Raw genomic sequence first — 21250 nt, forward strand, 5'->3', positions numbered from 1 at the left:
TCGCCTCAGTCCGCCGCAGCCGGCGCTCGTCCGCCGCCGCGGCGGCGTCGCGGCGGAGGGGCGGGCAGGGGGCCGTCCTCGGACGGGTCGCGCTCCAGCGCCACCACCCGCCCGCGCTCCAGCGCCAGCGCCAGCGTGCCGGCCTTCAGCTTGAGCGCGCTCTCGCCGAACAGCTCCCGCCGCCAGCCTTTCAGCGCCGCCACCTCCGCGTCGTCGTCGCCGGCGATGCGCTCCAGATCCTCGACGCTGGCGATGATCTTGGCGGCGACGCCGTGCTTCTCGGCGATCATCCGCAGCAGCACCTTCAGAAGCTCCACCGTCGCGCCGCTCATGGGCGAGACGCCGCGCTCGCGCTCCAGCGGCGGCAGGCCGGCGGGGTCGCGCGCGAGCCCGAGCGCCACCGCCTCGAGAATCTCCTGGCCCGCCCGCGAGCGCTCGTAGCCCCGGGGGAAGGCGCGCAGCGAACCCAGCGCCTCCACGGTCTTGGGCGCGCGGGTCGCGACCTCCAGCAGCGCGTCGTCCTTCAGGATGCGGGAGCGAGGCACGTCGCGCCCCTGCGCCTCGCGCTCGCGCCAGGCCGCCACCTCCATCAGCACGGCCAGATCGCGCGGCTTCTTCACCCGGGAGCGGAAGCGCCGCCAGGCGTCGTCCGGCTCGGAGGCGTAAGTGGCGGGGGAGGTGAGCACCTCCATCTCCTCGCTCAGCCAGTCGGCGCGGCCGCGCTTGGCGAGATCCGCCGACAGCCTGGCGTAGACCGTGCGCAGATGGGTCACGTCCGCGATGGCGTACTCCACCTGCTCGTCCGAGAGCGGGCGACGGCTCCAGTCCGTGAAGCGGGACGACTTGTCGAGCGTCACCCCCGCCGTGCGCTGCACGAGCTGGTCGTAGGAGATGGAGTCGCCGAAGCCGAGCACCATGGCCGCCACCTGGGTGTCGAACACCGGCGCCGGGACCAGCCCCGCCAGATGGTGGAAGATCTCGATGTCCTGCCGCCCGGCGTGGAACACCTTCAGCACCGTCTCATCGGCCATCAGCGCGTAGAGGGGCGCGAGGTCGATGTCAGGCGCCAGCGCGTCCACCACCACCGGCCCCTCGGCGTCGGCGATCTGCACCACGCAGAGCTTCGGCCAGAAGGTGGTCTCCCGCAGGAACTCGGTGTCCACGGTGACGAAGTCGGCGTGGGCGAAGCGCGCGCAGGCGGCGCGAAGGTCGTCGGTGGTCGTGATCATCATCTTGGACATCGCATATAGCGGAGTCGGGCGCGCGAGTCTGCGGCGGCGATGGCGCGACCTCCGTGTAAGGTTGACGGTGGCGAGGGCAGTGAGCACGAGGGGCAGAGAAAAGGCAGCCAAGCCCATTCCCATTAAAAATAGTCAGCGTGAGGGGGTTGATAAAGTTTTGGCGTTCAGTATCGTGTTCGCACGTTCTGAGGCGTTCGGGTCCACACCGATCACTCACCACCCAAGGGAGCGTCCAAACCTCCTTTGCCGGGCCGGTTAGGTGGGAGCGCACCTGCTAGCTGAAAGCATATGCCTTTCAGCCCTGCAGTCAGCGTGAGTTGCTGCTGGACCGCAATCTCTGGGCCTATGGCTCGCTATGGCCGGCGCGGTTCGTCCACGTCGGCCATGGCTTCGACCGTCCGAAAAGCGGTGAGAGCGTGAAAACTGTCGCCGCGCGGTCATGAGCCGCTGCAGCAAACTTGACAGCGCCGCCGCCCCCATGCCGTGGTCCCGCGACTTTTCCGGCCAGCGCCGAACGATCCGGGACCTCTGACGTGACCATGCACCGCTACCGCTCCCACACCTGCGGCGAACTCCGGTCCGCGCATGTGGGCGAGACCATCCGCCTCTCCGGCTGGGTTCACCGCGTGCGCGACCATGGCGGCGTGCTGTTCATCGACCTGCGCGACCATTACGGCCTGACCCAGGTGGTGGCGGACCCCGACAGCCCCGCCTTCGCGCTGGCCGAGACGGTGCGCGCCGAATGGGTGATCCGCATCGACGGTCTGGTGCGCACCCGCCCCGCCGGCACCGAGAACGCGGAGCTGCCCACCGGCGAGGTCGAGGTCTACGCCCGGGAGATCGAGGTGCTGGGCCCGGCGGCGGACCTGCCGCTGCCGGTGTTCGGCGATCAGGAGTACCCGGAGGAGACGCGGCTGAAGTATCGCTTCCTCGATCTGCGCCGGGAGAAGCTGCACCGGAACATCATGACCCGCGGCGCCATCATCGACGCCATGCGCGCCAAGATGAAGGCCGGCGGCTTCTTCGAGTTCCAGACGCCGATCCTCACCGCGTCGAGCCCCGAAGGCGCGCGCGACTTCCTTGTCCCGAGCCGCATCCATCCGGGCATGTTCTACGCCCTGCCGCAGGCGCCGCAGCAGTACAAGCAGCTGCTGATGATGAGCGGCTTCGACCGCTACTTCCAGATCGCGCCCTGCTTCCGCGACGAGGACCCCCGCGCCGACCGGCTGCCGGGCGAGTTCTACCAGCTCGACCTCGAGATGAGCTTCGTGGAGCAGGAGGACATTTTCGCCGCCATGGAGCCGGTGATCACCGGCGTGTTCGAGGACTTCGCCGCCGGCAAGCCCGTGACCAAAAACTGGCCGCGCATCCCCTACGCGGAGTCGCTGCGGAAATACGGCACCGACAAGCCGGACCTGCGCAACCCGATCGTCATGCAGGACGTGTCCGAGCATTTCCGCGGCTCGGGCTTCAAGGTGTTCTCGCGCATTCTGGAGACGCCCGGCAACCAGGTCTGGGCCGTCCCCGCGCCCACCGGCGGCAGCCGCGCCTTCTGCGACCGCATGAACTCCTGGGCCCAGAGCGAGGGCCAGCCGGGCCTCGGCTATGTGATGTGGCGCGACGGCGGGGAGGGCGCCGGGCCGATCGCGAACAACATCGGCCCGGAGCGCACCGAGGCCATCCGCCAGCAGCTCGGCCTCGGCGCGGGCGACGCCGCCTTCTTCGTGGCGGGCGACCCGGCCAAGTTCGTGAAGTTCGCGGGGCTCGCCCGCACCCGGGCCGGCGAGGAGCTGAAGCTCGTGGACCACGACCGGTTTGAGCTGGCCTGGATCGTGGACTTCCCGTTCTACGAGTGGAACGAGGACGAGAAGAAGGTCGACTTCTCCCACAACCCGTTCTCCATGCCCCAGGGCGGCATGGACGCGCTGACCGGGCAGGACCCGCTCACCATCAAGGCGTTCCAGTACGACATCGCCTGCAACGGCTTCGAGATCGCGTCCGGCGGCATCCGCAACCACCGGCCCGAGGCCATGGTGAAGGCCTTCGAGCTCGCCGGCTATGACGAGCAGACCGTGATCGACCGCTTCGGCGGCATGTACCGCGCGTTCCAGTACGGCGCGCCGCCCCATGGCGGCATGGCGGCGGGCGTGGACCGCATCGTCATGCTGCTGACCGGCGCGCAGAACCTGCGCGAGATCTCGCTGTTCCCCATGAACCAGCGCGCCGAGGATCTGCTGATGGGCGCCCCCGCGGCGCCGACGCCGAAGCAGCTTCGCGAACTGCACCTGCGCCTCAATCCGCCGCAGAAGTAGGCCGGCGCCGGCCGTCATGCCCGCGCGTTCCCGGCGGGCATGACGGCGTTCACACCGCGGATGTCGTGTTGTTCTCACGCGACGCCCGCCGTCGGCGTCCTTCGCCCGCCGCGGAGCGATCCGCGCCGGGCTTTCGCCGTGAGGCGGCTCACTCGTCTTCGATGTCCGCCAGCGCGCGCAGCTCGAACGAGGTGAGGGCGGCGCCGTTCGGCAGCGTGACCATGATGTGGCTATGGCCTGCTGCCTCCGCCTCCACGGCGCGCTTCAGCGCCTCGCGCGCGGTCGGCTCGTGCGCGGATTTCTGCTGGTCGTTCTCGGTCCAGCGAATGTGGAACGGCATGGGCTCCCCCCTGAAGGCGGCGAACCTAAGCGAGCGGCGCGCATCAACGTATGTCCAAAGACACATCCGCACGTTCATTCTGTAAAATATCTGCGCCGAACGAAACGCTTTTTCCGCGCGGGCGTTGGGTTTTCGACCAACGAGCGGGGGCGACATCGTGGAGCGACGAACGACAGGCGGCGACGCGGTTCTGATGGGCGCGGCGGGCGTGGCCGCCGGCGCGCTGGCCTATGGCTGGATGGCGGCGGCGAAGCCCGCGCGCGATCTTGAGACGCCGGATGAGCGGGCGCGGGGGCGGGAGGCGGACACGCCGGTCCAGATCCCGCCGCTCGGCTGGAAGGACATCGCGCTCCGGGTCTATGGCGAGATCGCCAACGACCGCCTGCTGGCGGTGGCGGCCGGCGTCACCTTCTACGCGCTGCTGGCGATCTTCCCCGCCATCGTGGCGCTGGTGTCGATCTACGGCCTGACCGCCGACCTCGCCACGCTGGACGGCCATCTGGCGGCCTTTTCCGACGTGGCGCCCCAGGCGGGCCTCGCCATCGTGCGCGAGCAGGTGGCGCGGATCGTGACCAAGAGCGACGGGGCGCTGGGCTTCGCCTTCGCCTTCGGTCTGGGCGCCGCGCTGTGGAGCGCCAACGCCGGGGTGAAGGCGCTGTTCGACGCGCTGAACGTCGTCTACGAGGAGCGCGAGAAGCGCTCCTTCATCGCGCTGAACCTGCGCTCGCTGGCCTTCACCGTCGGCGCCATCCTGTTCCTGCTGGTCGCCTTCAACGCGGTGGTGGTGCTGCCTGTGGCGCTGGAGTTCGTCGGCCTCGGCCACAGCGCCGAACTGCTGCTGAAGCTCAGCCGCTGGCCGGTGCTGTTCGGCTGCGTGATGCTGGCGCTGACGCTGCTCTACCGCTTCGGCCCGAGCCGTCGCCGGCCCAAATGGCGCTGGGCGGTTCCGGGCTCGCTGCTGGCGGCGGCGCTGTGGCTCGGCGGCTCGATCGCGTTCTCGTGGTACGCGGAGAACCTCGCCACCTACAACGAGACCTACGGCTCGCTCGGCGCCGCCATCGGCTTCATGACCTGGATCTGGATGTCGGTGATCGTCATCCTGCTCGGCGGCGAGCTGAACGCCGAACTGGAGCACCAGACGGCGATCGACACCACCGCCGGCGCGGCGCGGCCCCTGGGCGCGCGCGGGGCCAGGATGGCGGACGAGGTGGCGGACTAGTCCACGCCGCTCACAGCGGATGCGCCAGCTCCAGCACGAGGCAGGGATCGCCCGCCCTGGCGGCCGGGGCGTTGGGCGCGCGGATCAGCAGGCCTTCGGCCTCCGCCAGCGGCCGCAGCATGGACGAGTCCTGCCGCGGGAAGGCGGTCGCCACCGTCACGCCGTCGTCGCCCACATGGAGGGCTGCGCGCATATAGTCCTCGCGGTGGTCGTTGGCGGGCATGTCGCGGCCGAGACGGGCGGGGCGGGGACGCGGCGCCGCCTCCGCGCGGCCCGACAGCTTTCGCAGCGCGGGCGCAAGGAACAGCAGCGCGCACACGATTGACGACACCGGATTGCCCGGCAGCCCCAGCACGAGCGTCGCGCCGCGCCGGCCGGCCATCATGGGCTTGCCCGGCCGCATGGCGATCTTCCAGAAGTCGAACGTCACGCCGGCCTCGAGCAGCGTCGGCTGCACCAGATCGTGGTCGCCGACCGAGGCGCCGCCCAGCGTGATCAGGATGTCCGGCTTCGCGGCGAAGGCGCGCTCCAGAGCGGCGGCGAGGTCCGCCCGGTCGTCGCGGGCGATGCCGAGGTCGATCGCCTCGCCGCCTTCCGCGCGGACCGCGCCGGCGATGGCGAAGCTGTTGGAGGCGACGATCTGGTCGGGGCCGACCGGCGCGCCGGGCGGGACCAGTTCGTCGCCGGTGGCGAGAAGGGCCACGCGGGGGCGTCGTGTGACGGTGAGCGCCGCGTGGCCGAGCGCCGCGCCAAGCGCCAGATCCCGCGCGCCGAGCCTGTGCCCCGCGGGCAGCAGCGTCTCGCCGTGACGGAAGTCGAGCCCGGCGGCGCGGATGTGCCGGCCGAGCTGCGCGGCCTCCCGCGCGACGACGAGGTCGCCGTCCCGATCCACGTCCTCCTGCAGCAGGATCGCGTCGGCGCCTCGGGGCACGGGTGCGCCGGTGAAGATGCGCGCCGCCTGGCCGGCGTCCACCTCGCCCGCGAAGGCGCGGCCGGCGGCGGCTTCGCCGATCACCGTGAGCCGCGCGCCGGGCGCCGTCGCATCGGCGGCGCGGACCGCATAGCCGTCCATGGCCGAGCAGTCCCAGGGCGGCTGGGTGCGGAGCGCGTCGAGCGGGGCTGCGAGCGTGCGGCCGAGCGCCTGCGACAGAGGGACCGTCTCGGCCGGCAGGGCGTCCAGTCCCGCCAGGATGCGCGCCCGCGCCTCGGCGACCGGCAGCAGCCCGCTCACGCTTCGCTCTCCGCGTGGAAGTCGCCCGAACGGCCGCCGGACTTGGCCACCAGCCGCACGCCTTCGATGCGCATGCCGCGGTCGGCGGCCTTTGTCATGTCGTAGATGGTGAGGCAGGCGACGGCGACGGCGGTCAGCGCCTCCATCTCCACGCCCGTGGGGCCGGTGGTGCGGGCCGTCGCCGTCACCGTCACGCCCGGCAGCGCGGCGTCCGGCGTGAGCTCCACCGTCACCTTGGACAGCAGAAGCTGGTGGCAGAGCGGGATGAGCTCGTGGGTGCGCTTGGCCGCCATGATGCCGGCGAGCCGCGCGGTGCCCAGCACGTCGCCCTTCTTGGCGTCCCCGGCGAGGATCAGGGCCAGCGTGGCGGGGGCCATGATCACCCGGCCTTCGGCGGCGGCTTCGCGGCGGGTGGCGTCCTTGTCGCCCACGTCCACCATGTTGGCCTCGCCCGAGGCGGAGAGATGGGTGAGGGCGGCCGTGGACGTGGAGTCGGGCATCGGGGCCTTGCGCGTTCAGGTGAAGAGGGCGGCGGCGACATCCGCGACCACGGCGCCGAACACGCCGGCGCCGGTGAGCCCCAGGCCGATGAGATAAAGCCGGGTGGCGCGATCGTAGACGGTCCGGGCCAGGCCTTCGACCGGCAGCAGCAGCGCCAGCGCCCGGATCTGCAGCGCGGCGCCCACGATGATGAGCGCGGCCGGCGGCCCGTCGTAGAGCCGCCAGACGCCGTCGCTCGACGCCCATTGCGACAGGAAGCCCAGCGAGAACGACAGCGTGATGCCGAAGGCGGTGATGGTGCCGTTGCGGAACACCGGCTCGATGGCGGCCGCGCGCTGGTCCACGGGCGTCGCCGCGCTGTCCTCAACGGGCGCCAACGGCGCCTCCGTCGTCCGGCCGGCGCGCGACAAGCTCGGTCAGCAGCGTGATCTGCTCCTGCTGCTTGGCGAGCAGGGCCATGATGTTCTCATCGCGCAGGCGGTCCAGTTTCTCGTGCAGCGCCATGATCTCGATCTCGGCCTTGAGATTCACCTCGTAGTCGAGCTGGGCGTTGTGGCGGTCCTTCGCGGACTGCCGGTTCTGGCTCATCATGATCACCGGCGCCTGCAGGGCCGCGAGCATGGACAGCATCAGGTTCAGGAAGATGAACGGGTAGGGATCGAACGGCCGCGTCAGCAGCCAGACGTTGGCGGCCGTCCAGAGCACGAGCAGCGCGCAGAACAGGATGATGAAGGTCCACGAGCCGCCGAAGGTCGCCACCTTGTCGGCGAGGCGCTCGCCGAACGACATGCCGTCGTCGAACGCCTCGTTCGGGTCGCGCGTCAGCACCCGGCGCGTCTTGGCGTGGCGCAGGACCCGGGCCTCGCTCTCGTCGAGCGCCTCCACGGCCTTGCCGAACCAGCGCGCCGCGCCGTTCTGAAGATTGCCCGCGTGATCGGTCATCGCGCCCCCGCAGGCGTCAGGCGGCGGCCGGCGCCGGCGCAAGCAGCGCGCGGGTGGCGGCGGCCACGTCCGCCTGCCGCATCAGGCTTTCGCCCACCAGCAGCGTGCGGCAGCCGCAGGAGGCCAGCCGCGCCACGTCGTCCGACGTGAAGACGCCGCTTTCGCCCACCAGCACCCGGTCCCGGGGGATGCGGTGCGCGAGGCGCTCGGTCATCTCCAGCGAGACCTCGAAGGTGCGCAGGTTGCGGTTGTTGACGCCGATCAGCCCGCTTTTCAGCGGCAGGGCGCGCTCCAGCTCGTCGCCGTCGTGCACCTCGATCAGCGCGTCCATGCCGAAATCGCGGGCGGCGCCGACGAGGCTCTTCGCCTCGGCGTCGGTGACGGCGGCCATGATGACGAGGATGCAGTCGGCGCCGAGCGCCCGCGCTTCCGCCACCTGATAGGGCTCGTAGAGGAAGTCCTTGCGGATCACCGGCAGGTCCACCGCCTCCCGCGCGGCCACCAGATAGTCCGGCGCGCCCTGGAAGGAGGGCCCGTCGGTGAGCACGGACAGGCAGGTCGCGCCGCCCTCGGCGTAGGCGCGGGCCAGCGCCGGCGGATCGAAATCGGTCCGGATCAGGCCCTTGGACGGGCTCGCCTTCTTGATCTCCGCGATCAGCGCCGTGCCGCTGGCCGTGAGGCGGCGGCGGATGGCGGCCTCGAACCCGCGTGGCGGGGAGGCGCGCTCGGCGGCGCGCACCACGTCGACCAGCGGCCGCGCGGCTCGGGCCTCCGCGATCTCGCGGCGCTTGTAGGCTTCGATCCGGGCGAGGATGTCCGTCATATCACGGCCTTTGATCCGTTTCTTCACGCCTTGTGGCGGGGCGCGGCGGTTGCGTCCGTGTACGGTCGGACCGCCGAGCGTCCGATCTATGGGCCGAACCCGCGGCGCCCGCAACCGTTCCGTCCCGGAGAGCGCCCGTGCCGACCGCCGCCACGCTGATCGCCTTCGCCGCGCTGTCGCTCGGCATGGTGCTGACCCCCGGCCCGAACATGATCTATCTGGTCTCGCGCTCGATCTCGCAAGGCGCCGGCGCGGGCCTCGTCTCGCTCGGCGGCGTGGCGCTGGGCTTCGTGGCCTACATGCTGGCGGCCGCCTTCGGCGTCACGGCGCTGCTGCTCGCCGTTCCTTACGCTTATGACGCGCTGAGATTGGCGGGCGCGGCCTATCTCGGCTGGCTCGCCTGGCGGGCGCTGAGGCCCGGCGGCGCCTCGCCGTTCGAGGTGCGGGCGCTGCCGCGGGAAAGCGCCGGCCGCCTGTTCGCCATGGGGCTGCTGACCAACCTGCTCAACCCCAAGATCGCCATGCTCTATCTCGCGCTGCTGCCGCAGTTCGTCGATCCCGCGGCGGGCTCCGTGCTCGGGCAGACGCTGGCGCTTGGGAGCCTGCAGATCGCGGTCAGCGTCGCGGTCAACGCCGCGATCGCTCTCACCGCGGGCGCGGTCGCGGCGCTGTTCCAGCGCTGGCCGCTGTTCGCGCAGATTCAGCGCTGGCTGATGGGGCTGGCGCTCGGCGCGCTCGCGGTGCGGCTGGCCTTCGAGAGCCGGCGCTGAGGCTTCAGCCGCCGTTCGACACCCGGACCAGCGCGTCGAGGCGCGAATAGGCCCCGCCGGAATCGATGGCGTGGGCGGCGAGCTCGGCGCCCTGGGCCAGCGTCTCCGCCCGGCCCGCCACGATCAGCGTGGCGGCGGCGTTGAGGATCGCCACGTCGCGATAGGCGCCCTTCGCGCCGTCCAGCACCGCGCGCAGCGCCTCGGCGTTGGCCTCGGCGTCGCCGCCTTTCAGCGCTTCCGGCGCATGGCGGGGCAGGCCGGCGTCCTCCGGCGACACGGAGAAGCCGCGCACCTCGCCGTCCTTCAGCTCCGCCACATAAGTGACGCCCGAGGTGGTGATCTCGTCCAGCCCGTCGGAGCCGTGGACCACCCAGGCCCGTTCGGAGCCGAGCTCGCGCAGCGCCTGGGCGATCGGCTCCACCCATTTGCGGGCGAACACGCCGACCATCTGGCGGCGGACGCCGGCCGGATTGGACAGCGGCCCCAGCAGATTGAAGATGGTGCGCACCCCGAGCTCCGTGCGGGCGGGGCCCACATGGCGCATGGCGGAGTGGTGATTGGGCGCGAACATGAAGCCGAGCCCGGCCTCCTCGATGCAGCGCGCGATGAGGGCGGGGGAGGCGTCCACGTTCACGCCCAGCGCCTTCAGCACGTCCGCGGAGCCGGAGCGGGACGACAGCGCCCGGTTGCCGTGCTTGGCGACGGTGACGCCGCAGCCCGCGACCACGAAGGCGGCGCAGGTGGAGACGTTGACCGAGCCCGCGCCGTCGCCGCCGGTGCCGACCACGTCGACGGCGTCCGCGGGCGCCGCCACGGGCGTCATCTTGGCGCGCATCACCGAAACCGCGCCGGCGATCTCGTCCACGGTCTCGCCGCGCAGGCGCAACGCCATCAGGAAGGCGCCGATCTGCGCCGGCGTGGCCTCGCCGGACATGATGTGGTCGAACGCGGCCTCGGCTCCGGTCCGCGACAGCGGCCGGCCTTCCGCCACATGCGCGATGACGGCGCGGAAATTCTCCATGGTGTTCCGGGCTCCCCTCAGCCGGCGAGGGCGGCCGGCGCCGGGCGCGCGGCGTTCCAGGCGCGGGCGGCGTCGAGGAAGTTGCCGAACAGCGTCGCGCCCTGCTCGGAGGCGATGCTTTCGGGATGGAACTGCACGCCGTGGACCGGCAGCGTCCTGTGCGACAGCGCCATGATCAGGCCGTCCTCGGTCTCGGCCGTCACCTCCAGCGCCTCGGGCAGGCCCTGCCGCCGCACCACCAGCGAGTGGTAGCGGGTGACGTTGAGCGGGCCGTTGACGCCCCGGAACAGGCCGCGCCCGGTGTGGAGAATGCGGGCCACCTTGCCGTGAACCGGCGTCGGCGCCCGCTCCACCACGCCGCCGAACACTTCGCCGATGGCCTGATGGCCGAGGCAGACGCCGAGAATCGGGGTGGTCTCCGCCGCGCGGGCGATCAGGTCGCAGGAGATGCCGGCCTCGTGCGGGGTGCAGGGGCCGGGCGAGATCACGATCGCGTCGGGTTTCGACGCCAGCACCTCGTCCACCGACACCTTGTCGTTGCGGCGCACGGTGACCTCGGCGCCGAGCGCGCCGATGGCGTGCACCACGTTCCAGGTGAAGCTGTCGTAGTTGTCGATCAGTGTGACGGCGGTCATGTCGGCTCTCTCCGGGCCGGCACTGAACGCAACGCGGGCGGCGGCGTCAAGCGCGGGGACGGGCGGTCAGTCCTCGGGCGGGGCGCCCGGCGCGCGCTCCACCGCCGGTCCGTCGAGCGGCCGGCGCTGCACGTCGCCGCCGCGCGGGATCGGGCCGTCGTCCATGATGATGACGTCGTCGCGGGCGCGGGGGGCGCGGGCGGGCGTCCCGGTGGCGAAGGGCTCGCTGTCGGCGGGCCGGGCCGCCGGCTGCGGACGGGGCGCGCGGGCTTCCGACGACGGGCGGTTCGAGGCGCCGGCGGCGCCCGGAGCGCGGGACATCTCCTGCGCCTTCTGCTCGTCCACGACGATGTCGCCCTTCTTGACCGTCTTGTCCTCGACGCCGGCCAGCGCCTCGGCCCAGCTCATGCCTTCCGGCTTGCAGGAGCAGCCGGCCACGAACTCCTTGCGGTAGCGGAAGGCGTTCTCGAGCTTGGCGTAGGGCTCTCCGTCCACGCTCGCGGCCTGCTCCATCTGCCCGCCAGGGTTGGGATAGGCGTAGAGCTTCGCCTCGGAGCCGGGGCAGGTGGCCTGGCAGATCGCCTCGTCGCGCTGGAAGGCGTTGCGGGTGGTCTGGTACGAGATCGGGAAGAAGAAGCCGTCGCAGGCGCGCACGCACACCGTGCGGAAGGTGGAGACCCGCGGCGTGCTCTGGGGGTCCATCTCCGGCTCGACGATGGTCTCCTGCTGGGGCGGCGCGTCGTCGCGGCCGCCGCCGAACAGCATGGAGAAGAAGCCGCGCCGCTCCTGCTGCTGCGGGCGCTCCACGCGGCGCTCCACGAGGCGGTATTGCGGGCCGCACTGGTTGCGGGCGAGGGCGAACAGCAGCTCGCGCCGGCGCGGATCGCCGCCGCCGCTCTGGGCGGCCTGCGCCGCCTGGGAGCGCAGCCGGTCGAGATTGGCCTCCATCTGCCGCATGCGCCGTTCGAGATCGCCGCATTCGGGCGGGGGCGAGGAGAACAGGAAGCCGCGGCCGCAGCCAAGACCACGGGCGTAGGCGCGGGTGCGGCCGAGCTCGTACTCCTGCCGGTTGGCGTCGCGCTCGATCTGGCGCGGGTCGACGCGGCGCGCGCCGCCGCGGTCGAGCGCGACGAGCTGGGCCTCGAGGCGGAGGCACTGGTCGGAACCCTGCTGCGCGCGCGCGTCGCCGATCGTCAGGACAAGCGACAGCGCCGCCGCCGCGAGCGTTACGATTCTCGACCTCATGCGCATCCTTTCCGGCGACTCGTCGGAGAAGCCGCACCGCCTCGTCCGATCCATACCGCTTTGGAGTCGTTCCGCACAGAGGCCCGCGATTGTGACGAGCGTGAGGACGGGCCGGCCGGCGGCGTTCGCGACGCCGCCGGGGCGACCGCGCGCCGCGGCCGGATCAGCCGGCGCTCGGCGCCGAGTTGGAGCGCGTGATCTGCACCTTCGGCCGGCCTTCCACGCCGCCGAACGAGCGGTAGACGTATTTGTCGCGGCCGGACTGCGCCGCCTTCAGCGCCAGCGACGTGATCTTGGCGTGGAACGGCGACAGCGAGCAGGCCGGGTCCGCGTTGGCCGGATCGCCGGTGATGGCGAGCGCCTGGCAACGGCAGCCGCCGAAGTCGATCTCCTTGCGCGGGCAGGAGGTGCAGGGCTCCTTCATCCAGCTCGTGCCGCGATAGGCCTCGAAGGCCGAGCCGTTGGTCCAGATCTCCGACAGGCTCTTTTCGGTGACGTAGTCGAACTGGAGATGCGTGATGGTCTCGGCCGCGTGGCAGGGCAGCACCTTGCCCTGGGGCGTGACGTTGAGCGACTGCTTGCCCCAGCCGCCGACGCAGGGCTTCGGGCGGCGAGCGTAATAGTCCGGCACCACCGCGTCGATGACGAGCTTGCCCTGAAGCTGCTCGCGCAGGCGCTCCACCGTCTCGGCCGCTTTCATCACCTGCTCGCGCGTGGGCATGAGCATGTTCCGGTTTTCCAGCGCCCAGCCGTAATATTGCGAGTGGGCCACCTCCACCCGGCGGGCGCCGAACTCCAGCGCCATGTTCACCAGCGCCTCGATGTTCTCGATGTTGGCGCGGTGGATCACGGCGTTGATGGTCAGCGGCAGGCCGAGGTCCAGCACATGGGCGGCGAGCACGCGCTTCTTCTCGTGCGCGCCCTTGAGGCCGGCGATGCGGTCGGCGTTGTCGGGCAGCGCGTCCTGGATCGAGAGCTGGACGTGGTCGAGGCCGGCGTCCGCCAGCTCCTGCAGCTTCTCGCGGGTGACGCCGATGCCGGAGGTGATCAGGTTGGTGTAGAGCCCGACCTTCACCGCGTGCGCGGTCAGCTCCACGATGTCCTTCCGGGCCGTGGGCTCGCCGCCGGACAGATGCAGGTGCAGCACGCCCATGGCGGCGGCTTCGGAGAACACGCGCTTCCAGGTCTCGGTGTCGAGCTCGGTGGAGCGCTTGTCCAGATCGACCGGGTTCGAGCAATAGGGGCAGGACAGGGGGCAGCGATGCGTCAGCTCCGCCAGCATGCCGAGCGGCGCCGGCGGCGGCACGCGGGTGGCCGTGGCGGCGTTGGGAACGGTCATGTCGTTCATTTCGCGTTCCTCCTCCTGGGCGGCGCCGGCGATTGTCGCCGGTCGCGCCTCGGGCCTGTCCGGTAAGGACAGGCCCGTCATCGGGCCTTGCGCGGAAGCCATCGAGCGCCGCTTCCGGTCGACGCCCATGCCTTTCCGCCGGTTCGGCCGCGCCTTTTACGGCGTCTTCAGGGGCCGAACGCCGCGTCTCGCGGCTCAGCCCAGATCCAGCACCCGCTTGTCGGCGAGATCGGCCAGCATGACCTTCACGTCGGCCTCGATCTGCTCCGCCGGGGCGGCGTAGGCCGTGGCGAGATCATCCACGATCTGCGCCACGCTGCGGACGCCGTCGCAGCGTTCGAGCACGGCGACCGCGATCGGGTTCGGCTTCAGCACGCGCTCGGGAGCGAGCAGCAGCCACTCGTTGCGCACCTCGTCGCGGCGAAGACGCACGCCGCGCGGAAGTTTCGGCACATGGTCCGAGGACACCTCGGTCATTCGGCGGCCTGTTTCGCCGCGCCGTCCTCGGCGTGGAACGCGTCCGGCCACGGCTTGGCGTAGATGTAGCCGTGCTCCAGCGCGTCCAGCATGGTCCAGAGCATGGAGCACTTGAATTCCAGCGCCGCGATCACCGCGTCCTGCTCGGCGCGGGTTTTCGCGTGCTCGGTCACGTAGGCGAGGGCGAAGTCGCTGTCGCGCTTGGCCTGCACCGGGCGCTTGTTGAAATAGGCCAGCGTCTCGGGCGTGACGTAGTCGTAGTTCGCCAGCATGCCCTCGGAGCGGACCTTGATCACCGACGGCGAGAACAGCTCGGTCAGCGAGGACGCCACGGCTTCCGTCAGCGGCCGGTCGCGCACGAAGCAGAGATAGGACGTCACCGCGAATTTGGTGGCGGGCAGGGCCAGCCGGCCGGAGGTCACGGTCGCGCGGTCGAGGCCGAGATCGTCGGTCAGCTTCAGCCACTTGGCGATGCCGCCCTCGCCCTCGTGCTCGCCGTCATGGTCGACGATGCGCTGGCGCCAGGCGCGGCGGTCGTCCGCGTTCTCCATCCGCGCCAGAATGTGCGCGTCCTTCTGGGGAATGCAGGCCTGATAGAGATAGCGGTTCAGCGCCCAGGCCTCGACCTCGGTGCGGGAGCACTGGCCGGACTGCAGGCGGATCTGGAACGGATGCAGGCTGTGATACCGCCGCGCGCCCACGTCGCGCAGGCGCGCCTCAAGCTCCGAAGCCGAAAGAAGATCAGCAGGCATGGCGCAAACGTCCTCCGCGAGTGTCAGGCCGCGGTTGACCCGCGGTCCGCTTCGATCCGGCGTCCGGTGGAGCCGCCCAGCGCGATCTCCATGCCGTCCTCCGAAACCTCCCATCCCGCCGCCTCGACGGCGCGCCGCTCGGGCGAGCCGGAGATCAGGACCGGATTGGTGTTGTTGATGTGAATATAGATCTTCCGACCGACCTTCACACCTTTGAATGCGTCCAGAGAGCCGCCGTCGCCCGACATGGGGACGTGGCCCATGCGGCGGCCGGTCTTCACGCCGACGCCGGCCTTGCGCATCTCGTCGTCCTCGAACACCGTTCCGTCGAACAGCAGGGCGTCGGCGCCGTCCACGCGGGCCAGCACGTCGTCGTTCACCACGGCGCAGCCGGGAATGTAGACGAGGCGCGATCCGCCCCGGCGGATGTCGACGCCGACGGTCTCGCCGCCCACGTCGCCGATCACGAGGCTCTCGGTCTCGAGATAGAGCGGCACCTTGCCCGGCACCCCGAAGAACTCCACCGTCGCCTCGTCGATGGCGAACGGCGCGCCGAGCGTGACGGAGGACTTCGCCACCATGTCCCTGGCGAGCACGCCATAGACCGGGTTGGCGTCGACGATGCCGAGGATTTCCGGCGTGCCGTACAGCGTGAGCGGCGAGCGCTCGCGCAGGGTGATCAGCCCGTCCACATGGTCCACGTCGCCGTTGGTCAGCGCCACGGAGCGGATCGGCGTCTCGCGCAGGCCGGTCGGCTGGATCTGCGGCGTGGCGAGAATCTGGGAGCGCAGGTCGGGGGAGGCGTTGAACAGGGTCCACAGACCTTGGCCGGTCTCGACCGCGATGGACGACTGCGTCCGCCGTTTGACCCGCGGGTCGCCCTCCCAGGCCAGCGCGCACACCGAACAGCGGCAATTCCACTGGGGATAGCCGCCGCCGGCGGCGGAACCGAGAACGACCGTGCGCAACGCCATGGCTTTAACCTAACGCTTCGTCGATCGTTCCCGGATTAACCACGTCTCAGCTCAGAGCTCAGCCGGGCTGTAGGACGTGACTTCGAGGCCGACGGGGGTCTCTTCAACGATCGGGGCGGTCCAAATGGCCATGATAGCCTCCTGAGGGTTTCCTATGCTTGCGCTCTCAAAGACGAAGTTGGGTTCATCTTCGGCGCACGATGGAAGATAGCGGTTCGGGTGAGGGGGCGCCAGCGCGCCGCGCCTTAAATCTTGGTAATGCGGTTCAAGATTCTCACGATTGTCTTATAATCGCCCGAAAGCCGAGGCCGCGCGGGCGCGGAAGGAGCCGCGTCTTGACGGCGGGAGCGCCCTTGCCCATTGTCCCGCGCCGCGCGGGCCGTCACATAAATCGTTGTCCAGCCGCCCCTGTCCGCTGTTGCACGGCGATCGGGACGGCTGCTGTTTTTCTAGAAATCGTTCCACAGAAGAGCGATGTCCCGGCCCGCCAAGGCAGAGGAGACGGGCGTGACCGCGCTCAGGTTCTACAATTCCCTGACCCACGCGAAGGACGAGTTCGCGCCGATCGATCCGGACCGGGTGCGCATGTATGTGTGCGGGCCGACGGTCTACGACCGCGCGCACATCGGCAACGCGCGCCCCGTCATCGTCTTCGATCTGCTGTTCCGGCTGCTGCGCCACGTCTACGGCCCGGAGCATGTGGTCTACGCCCGCAACCTCACGGACGTGGACGACAAGATCAACGCCCGCGCCGCCGAGCGCGGAATCACCATCCGCCAGCTCACCGAAGAGACCGCCCGCGGCTTCCACGAGGACGTGGCGGAGCTTGGGACGCTGCGTCCCACCGAGGAGCCGCGCGCCACGGACTTCATCTGCCGGGGCGGCGACGACCTCGACATGATCAAGGTGATCGAGCGCCTGATCGCGCGCGGCCACGCCTACGCGGCGGAAGGCCATGTGCTGTTCGACGTGGCCTCCATGCCGGCCTATGGCCGTCTGGCGCGCCGCTCGCTGGACGAGATGCAGGCGGGCGCGCGGGTCGAGGTCGCGCCCTACAAGCGCGGCCCGATGGATTTCGTGCTGTGGAAGCCGTCCAGGGACGGCGAACCCGCCTGGGACAGCCCCTGGGGCGCCGGCCGCCCCGGCTGGCACATCGAATGCTCGGCCATGTCGGCGGCGATTCTGGGCGAGGTGTTCGACATCCACGGCGGCGGCATCGATCTGGTGTTTCCCCACCATGAGAACGAGATCGCCCAGTCCACCTGCTGCTTCGGCGAGGAGCGCATGGCCAATGTGTGGATGCACAACGGCTTCCTTCAGGTGGAGGGGGAAAAGATGTCGAAGTCGCTCGGCAACTTCGTCACCATCCGCGAGGTGCTGGCCGACTGGCCGGGCGACGTGGCGCGGCTCGCCATGTTCGCCGCCCATTACCGCCAGCCGATCAACTGGACGCTGAAGGGGCTGCAGGAGGCGGAGAAGACGCTGGCCGGCTGGTTCGAGGCGGCGGCCTCCGAGGCGGAGCCGCGGCCCGCGCCGGGGGTGCTGGAGGCTCTGGCGGACGACCTGAACACCCCGCGCATGATCGCCGAGATCCACAAGCTGCGCGCGGAAGGCGCCCGCAAGGCCTTGGCCGGCACGCTGGGCTTCCTCGGCTTCCGGCCGGAGGTCTTCGCGGACTGGCGCGCCGCCCATGCGCCGCAGGCGGCGCTGCCGGTGGAGGCGATCGAGCGCCTGATCGACGCCCGGCTCGCCGCCCGCAAGGCGCGCGACTTCGCCGAGGCGGACCGCATCCGGGACGAACTGCTCGCCGCCGGCGTCGCGCTGCGCGACGGGCCGTCGGGCACCAGCTGGGAAGCCGTGTCGTGAGATGAGCCGGGCGCGCGTCCATCTGTTCGACACCACGCTGCGCGACGGCGCGCAGACCGCAGGCGTCGACTTCACGCTGCACGACAAGATCGTGGTGGCGCGGCTGCTCGACCGGCTGGGCGTCGACTATGTGGAAGGCGGCTATCCGGGCGCCAATCCCACCGACACCGAGTTCTTCGCCGAGAAACGCACCGAGCGGGCGCGCTTCACCGCCTTCGGCATGACCAAGCGGGCCGGGCGCTCGGCGGACAACGATCCGGGCCTGCGCGGGGTGCTGGCGGCCGAGGCCGACGCCTGCTGCTTCGTGGCCAAGACCTGGGATTTCCACGTCACCCACGCGCTCGGCGTGTCGCTGGACGAGAACCTGCGGCAGATCCGCGAGACCGTGCGCGCGGCGGTGGCCGCGGGCCGCGAGGCCATGATCGACTGCGAGCATTTCTTCGACGGCTTCAAGGCCAATCCGGCTTACGCGCTCGCCTGCGCCCATGCGGCCTACGAGGCGGGGGCGCGCTGGGTGGTGCTGTGCGACACCAATGGCGGGACGCTGCCGCATGAGGTGACGGAGATCGTGGCGGAGGCGGCCCACGCCGTTCCCGGCGACCATCTTGGCATCCACGCCCATGACGACATGGGGCTTGCGGTGGCGAACTCGCTCGCGGCGGTCCTCGCCGGCGTCCGGCAGATTCAGGGCACGCTGAACGGGCTCGGCGAGCGCTGCGGCAACGCCAACCTCACCACGCTGATCCCGACGCTGAAGCTGAAGCCGGACCTCGCCGAGCGGTTCGAGATCGGCGTGACCGACGCGGGGCTGGCGTCGCTGACCCAGCTGTCGCGGGCGTTCGACGAGCTGCTGAACCGACCCTCGAACCGCTACGCGCCTTACGTCGGCGCCAACGCCTTCGCCACCAAGGCCGGCATCCACGCCTCCGCCATCCTGAAAGACCCGCGCACCTACGAGCATGTGGACCCGGCCGCCGTCGGCAACCGGCGCCGGCTGCTGGTCTCCGACCAGGGCGGCAAGTCCAACCTGCTGGCGGAGCTCGCCCGCATCGGCGTCGAGGCGGACAAGGCCGACCCACGGCTGGACGCCCTGCTCGCCGAGGTGAAGGCGCGCGAGGCGCAGGGTTATTCCTACGAGGGCGCCGAGGCCTCGTTCGCGCTGCTCGCCAAGCGGGCGCTGGGCCGCGTGCCGGACTTCTTCGCCGTGGAGAGCTTCCGGGTGATGGTGGAGCGGCGCCACAATTCGCTGGGCGAACGGGTCACCGCGTCGGAGGCGGTGGCGAAGGTCCGGGTCGACGGCGACACGCTGATGAGCGCGGCCGAGGGCATCGGCCCCGTCAACGCGCTCGATCTCGCCCTGCGGAAGGACCTCGGGCGCTATCAGCCGTACATCGCGGACCTGAAGCTCACGGACTACAAGGTGCGCATCCTGAACGGCGGCACCGAGGCGGTGACGCGGGTGCTGATCGAGTCCACCGACGCCGACGGCGAAAGCTGGACCACGGTGGGCGTCTCGCCCAACATCATCGACGCCTCGTTCCAGGCGCTGGTGGACAGCATGGTCTACAAGCTGCTGAAGGCCGGCGCGCCGGCCGAGGGTCAGCCGTCGTAGCTCGCCGCCTCCAGCGGCTTCGAGTCGAACTGGCGGCGGTGCAGGATGATGGTGACCACGGTGGTGGTCGCCATCAGCGCCCAGGGGCTGGCGAACCAGCCGAGATAGGCGAGCGAGAAGAACACGCCGCGCAGGCCCCGGTTGAAGTGGCGGCCGGCCTCGATGTTCATGCGCGCGGCGCGTTCGATCGCCACCGCCATCTCGGGCAGGTCCTTTTCCTCCCGCGGCGGCGTGCAGACCACGAGGATCGAGCCGTAGTTGAACAGCCTGTAGGACCACACGAACTTGAAGAAGGCGTAGACCAGGATCGCCGCCATCCCCAGCACCTTCACGTCATAGACCTCGCGGGTCATGGCGATGCCGAGCGGCAGATAGGAGAACACCTCGATCGCCTCGCCGCTCGCGCCCAGCGCCGCGAAGGCGCCGCCGATGGCGATCAGCGTGGTGGAGGCGAAGAAGGCGGAGCCGTTCTGGAGCCCCTGCATGGCGATGGCGTCGGGCATGCGGTTTTCCCGCGCCGCCATGCGCCGCATCCAGTCGCGCCGCCGGAGCTCCATCACCGAATTGAGGCTCGCGGGCGAGTGCTCCGACCAGGCGAAGTGCCCGAACCAGACCAGCAGGAAGTAGCCGATCGCGATCAGGTTGGAGAGGTCGTAGAGCGAGTTCATCGGCGGATGTCCGGTCTGCGGGCGGCGGCGCCCTTATAGCAGACCGAGCGCCCGAAGCTCCTGCGCCAGAGCCTGAGGCAGGCCCGGCGCGGCCTGCGCGTCGTCCGCGAGGTCGGGCGGCGCGTCGGCGCCGGGAAGATAGCGCCAGCCCTGGAACGGCCGCCGCGGCTGCGGCCGCACTGGGATCAGCTCCGGGGCGAGAATGATGGCGCAGCGTTCGATCCCGTCGTCGCCGCGCTGGACCCGGAGATCGAGCAACGGCTGCCGGGCCTGGATCGCGCCCTTGATCACCCAGTAGAGCGAGCCGCCGTCCAGCAGCTCCGCCGTCCGCTTCGGCGCCACGCGGGTGACGTGGACGTGCTCCGGCGCCTCGCCCCGCCGGCGCTTGCCCTCCAGGCGCTCCTCCTGCCAGCCGCGCAGCTCGTCGAGCGAGTCGCAGCCGACGCAGAGTTTCTGGAGATGGAGGGCCATGGGCGGGGCTCCGGCAGGGGAGGGTCGGACAACCTTACCGTGAACGCCGCCCCGGCGCCCGGTCGCCGCGGCGCGGTCCACAGCGCAGAGCGCGCGCCATCCGGGAAAGGCGCCGTCGACGCGATCAATCCAAGTGTTTGAAACGACGAAACAATATTAAGGTTGGGGTCTTCTGAGCCTGCTTTGTGATGTGGTTCACGGTCTCCGACGGGAATTGGAAAACGACGGACCCGTTCTCAGACTGCGAGACCCGGCCCCCGGCGGGCGGACCAAAAGCTCGGCTTCGGCGCGCCATGCAGCAGGAGAGCCGCGATGCAGAGGATCTGGACAGGCTGACCGAAGGACGCCGCGCCGCTCGCCGCGGCGCCGGCGCCGGCCAGCGAGAGGATGCCTCCGGCGCCTGCGCCGCCGCAGCAGCCGAGCAGGGCGGTGTGGGCGCCGACCACGGCGGCCAGCACGCCGCCGCCCGCGCCCGCCGCTGCGGGGCGGGAGCAGATCGCCCGGCGGCTTCTGTGGACGGCGAAGGCGGCGCCGAGAGCGATCGCCAGCGCCAGCGAGCCCACCGTCACCTCGTACATCGCGGCGATGAGTTCGCCGCTCGTGGCGTTCAGGCTCAGCACCGGCGCCCGCCACAGCGCGGCGAGCCCGCCGCTGTCATAGGCGCCGGCCAGCGCCTCCGTGGGCGCGTAGCCGGAGGGCGCGAACAGGCCGAACGTCTTGAAGGCGAGAGCGCCGTAGATCAGAAACGGCAGCGCGAGCGTCGCGAGGGCGACGGCGGCTCCGGCCGCAAGATGCCGCATGA

The 21250-nt window shown here is 70.8% G+C and carries 23 protein-coding genes; 5 read left to right on the forward strand and 18 right to left on the reverse strand.

The features are described from left to right. Positions 1–5: 5 nt before the first annotated feature. Positions 6–1232, reverse strand: a complete 1227-nt coding sequence (rnd, locus tag PKE85_RS02910) for a ribonuclease D (protein WP_271203288.1) — start codon at positions 1230–1232, stop codon at positions 6–8. Positions 1233–1780: 548 nt separating this feature from the next. Here rnd and aspS point away from each other — a divergent pair. Further along, on the forward strand, positions 1781–3553 hold the full coding sequence (aspS, locus tag PKE85_RS02915; RefSeq protein ID WP_271204063.1) for an aspartate--tRNA ligase: 1773 nt from the start codon (positions 1781–1783) through the stop codon (positions 3551–3553). 148 nt (positions 3554–3701) lie between these two features. Here aspS and PKE85_RS02920 read toward each other — a convergent pair whose 3' ends face one another. Then, the gene (locus tag PKE85_RS02920) at positions 3702–3893 is read right to left on the reverse strand and encodes a hypothetical protein (protein ID WP_271203289.1); all 192 of its coding nucleotides are present in this window, start codon (positions 3891–3893) and stop codon (positions 3702–3704) included. 193 nt (positions 3894–4086) lie between these two features. Here PKE85_RS02920 and PKE85_RS02925 point away from each other — a divergent pair, with 193 nt between their 5' ends. Continuing rightward, entirely contained in the window at positions 4087–5112 is a 1026-nt protein-coding gene (locus PKE85_RS02925; RefSeq protein WP_428981323.1) for a YihY/virulence factor BrkB family protein, read from the forward strand. Positions 5113–5122: 10 nt separating this feature from the next. On the opposite strand, the gene PKE85_RS02930 is transcribed toward PKE85_RS02925, so the two are convergent. From PKE85_RS02930 to trpC, 5 genes are read right to left on the reverse strand one after another with little or no spacing between them, the layout of a single operon-like run. Then, positions 5123–6343, reverse strand: coding sequence for a molybdopterin molybdotransferase MoeA (locus tag PKE85_RS02930; protein ID WP_271203291.1), 1221 nt, complete (start codon positions 6341–6343; stop codon positions 5123–5125). Then, positions 6340–6843, reverse strand: coding sequence for a cyclic pyranopterin monophosphate synthase MoaC (moaC, locus tag PKE85_RS02935; protein ID WP_271203292.1), 504 nt, complete (start codon positions 6841–6843; stop codon positions 6340–6342). The genes PKE85_RS02930 and moaC overlap by 4 nt, the downstream gene beginning before the upstream one ends. A 15-nt stretch (positions 6844–6858) precedes the next feature. Next, positions 6859–7221, reverse strand: a complete 363-nt coding sequence (locus PKE85_RS02940) for a hypothetical protein (RefSeq protein ID WP_271203293.1) — start codon at positions 7219–7221, stop codon at positions 6859–6861. Continuing rightward, the gene (locus PKE85_RS02945; protein WP_271203294.1) at positions 7208–7786 is read right to left on the reverse strand and encodes a DUF1003 domain-containing protein; all 579 of its coding nucleotides are present in this window, start codon (positions 7784–7786) and stop codon (positions 7208–7210) included. The genes PKE85_RS02940 and PKE85_RS02945 overlap by 14 nt, the downstream gene beginning before the upstream one ends. A gap of 16 nt (positions 7787–7802) precedes the next feature. Continuing rightward, positions 7803–8609: an indole-3-glycerol phosphate synthase TrpC gene (trpC, locus tag PKE85_RS02950; protein ID WP_271203295.1), complete on the reverse strand. Its 807-nt coding sequence runs from the start codon at positions 8607–8609 to the stop codon at positions 7803–7805. Between the two features lie 137 nt (positions 8610–8746). On the opposite strand from trpC, the gene PKE85_RS02955 reads away from it, so the two are divergent. Beyond that, on the forward strand, positions 8747–9379 hold the full coding sequence (locus PKE85_RS02955) for a LysE family translocator (protein ID WP_271203296.1): 633 nt from the start codon (positions 8747–8749) through the stop codon (positions 9377–9379). A 4-nt stretch (positions 9380–9383) separates the two neighbouring features. On the opposite strand, the gene trpD is transcribed toward PKE85_RS02955, so the two are convergent. The 8 genes from trpD to pqqA all read right to left on the reverse strand — a co-directional run bounded on the left by trpD (position 9384) and on the right by pqqA (position 15963). Further along, positions 9384–10400, reverse strand: coding sequence for an anthranilate phosphoribosyltransferase (trpD, locus tag PKE85_RS02960; RefSeq protein ID WP_271203297.1), 1017 nt, complete (start codon positions 10398–10400; stop codon positions 9384–9386). 17 nt (positions 10401–10417) lie between these two features. Beyond that, positions 10418–11035 carry an anthranilate synthase component II gene (locus PKE85_RS02965; RefSeq protein WP_271203298.1) on the reverse strand — a complete coding sequence of 206 codons (618 nt, stop codon included), beginning with the start codon at positions 11033–11035 and terminating at the stop codon, positions 10418–10420. 66 nt (positions 11036–11101) lie between these two features. After that, complete coding sequence (locus PKE85_RS02970) at positions 11102–12280, reverse strand: DUF2865 domain-containing protein (RefSeq protein WP_271203299.1); 1179 nt, start codon at positions 12278–12280, stop codon at positions 11102–11104. A gap of 163 nt (positions 12281–12443) precedes the next feature. Further along, the gene (gene pqqE, locus PKE85_RS02975) at positions 12444–13619 is read right to left on the reverse strand and encodes a pyrroloquinoline quinone biosynthesis protein PqqE (protein ID WP_271204064.1); all 1176 of its coding nucleotides are present in this window, start codon (positions 13617–13619) and stop codon (positions 12444–12446) included. A 204-nt stretch (positions 13620–13823) separates the two neighbouring features. Next, positions 13824–14105 carry a pyrroloquinoline quinone biosynthesis peptide chaperone PqqD gene (pqqD, locus tag PKE85_RS02980; RefSeq protein WP_271203300.1) on the reverse strand — a complete coding sequence of 94 codons (282 nt, stop codon included), beginning with the start codon at positions 14103–14105 and terminating at the stop codon, positions 13824–13826. Next, a complete protein-coding gene (gene pqqC, locus PKE85_RS02985; RefSeq protein ID WP_271203301.1) occupies positions 14102–14857 on the reverse strand; it encodes a pyrroloquinoline-quinone synthase PqqC in 756 nt (251 codons plus the stop codon). The genes pqqD and pqqC overlap by 4 nt, the downstream gene beginning before the upstream one ends. A gap of 23 nt (positions 14858–14880) precedes the next feature. After that, on the reverse strand, positions 14881–15825 hold the full coding sequence (gene pqqB / locus PKE85_RS02990; RefSeq protein WP_271204065.1) for a pyrroloquinoline quinone biosynthesis protein PqqB: 945 nt from the start codon (positions 15823–15825) through the stop codon (positions 14881–14883). Between the two features lie 57 nt (positions 15826–15882). Further along, positions 15883–15963: a pyrroloquinoline quinone precursor peptide PqqA gene (pqqA, locus tag PKE85_RS17675; protein ID WP_128776471.1), complete on the reverse strand. Its 81-nt coding sequence runs from the start codon at positions 15961–15963 to the stop codon at positions 15883–15885. 342 nt (positions 15964–16305) lie between these two features. Here pqqA and cysS point away from each other — a divergent pair, with 342 nt between their 5' ends. Together cysS and cimA are read left to right on the forward strand one after the other, a co-directional pair. Continuing rightward, positions 16306–17697 (forward strand): cysteine--tRNA ligase, encoded by a 1392-nt coding sequence (gene cysS, locus PKE85_RS02995; protein WP_428981305.1) that lies wholly within the window; start codon positions 16306–16308, stop codon positions 17695–17697. 1 nt (position 17698) lies between these two features. Further along, positions 17699–19309 (forward strand): citramalate synthase, encoded by a 1611-nt coding sequence (gene cimA, locus PKE85_RS03000; RefSeq protein WP_271203303.1) that lies wholly within the window; start codon positions 17699–17701, stop codon positions 19307–19309. On the opposite strand, the gene PKE85_RS03005 is transcribed toward cimA, so the two are convergent. The 3 genes from PKE85_RS03005 to PKE85_RS03015 form a co-directional block, all read right to left on the reverse strand. Then, complete coding sequence (locus PKE85_RS03005; protein WP_271203304.1) at positions 19297–19977, reverse strand: DUF599 domain-containing protein; 681 nt, start codon at positions 19975–19977, stop codon at positions 19297–19299. The genes cimA and PKE85_RS03005 overlap by 13 nt on opposite strands. Before the next feature lie 33 nt (positions 19978–20010). Beyond that, entirely contained in the window at positions 20011–20448 is a 438-nt protein-coding gene (locus PKE85_RS03010; protein ID WP_271203305.1) for a DUF1489 family protein, read from the reverse strand. A gap of 236 nt (positions 20449–20684) precedes the next feature. After that, complete coding sequence (locus PKE85_RS03015) at positions 20685–21248, reverse strand: hypothetical protein (protein WP_271203306.1); 564 nt, start codon at positions 21246–21248, stop codon at positions 20685–20687. Positions 21249–21250: the final 2 nt, after the last annotated feature.

The organism is Methylopila jiangsuensis (assembly GCF_027922305.1).
Classification (GTDB): Bacteria; Pseudomonadota; Alphaproteobacteria; order Rhizobiales; family Methylopilaceae; genus Methylopila; species Methylopila jiangsuensis.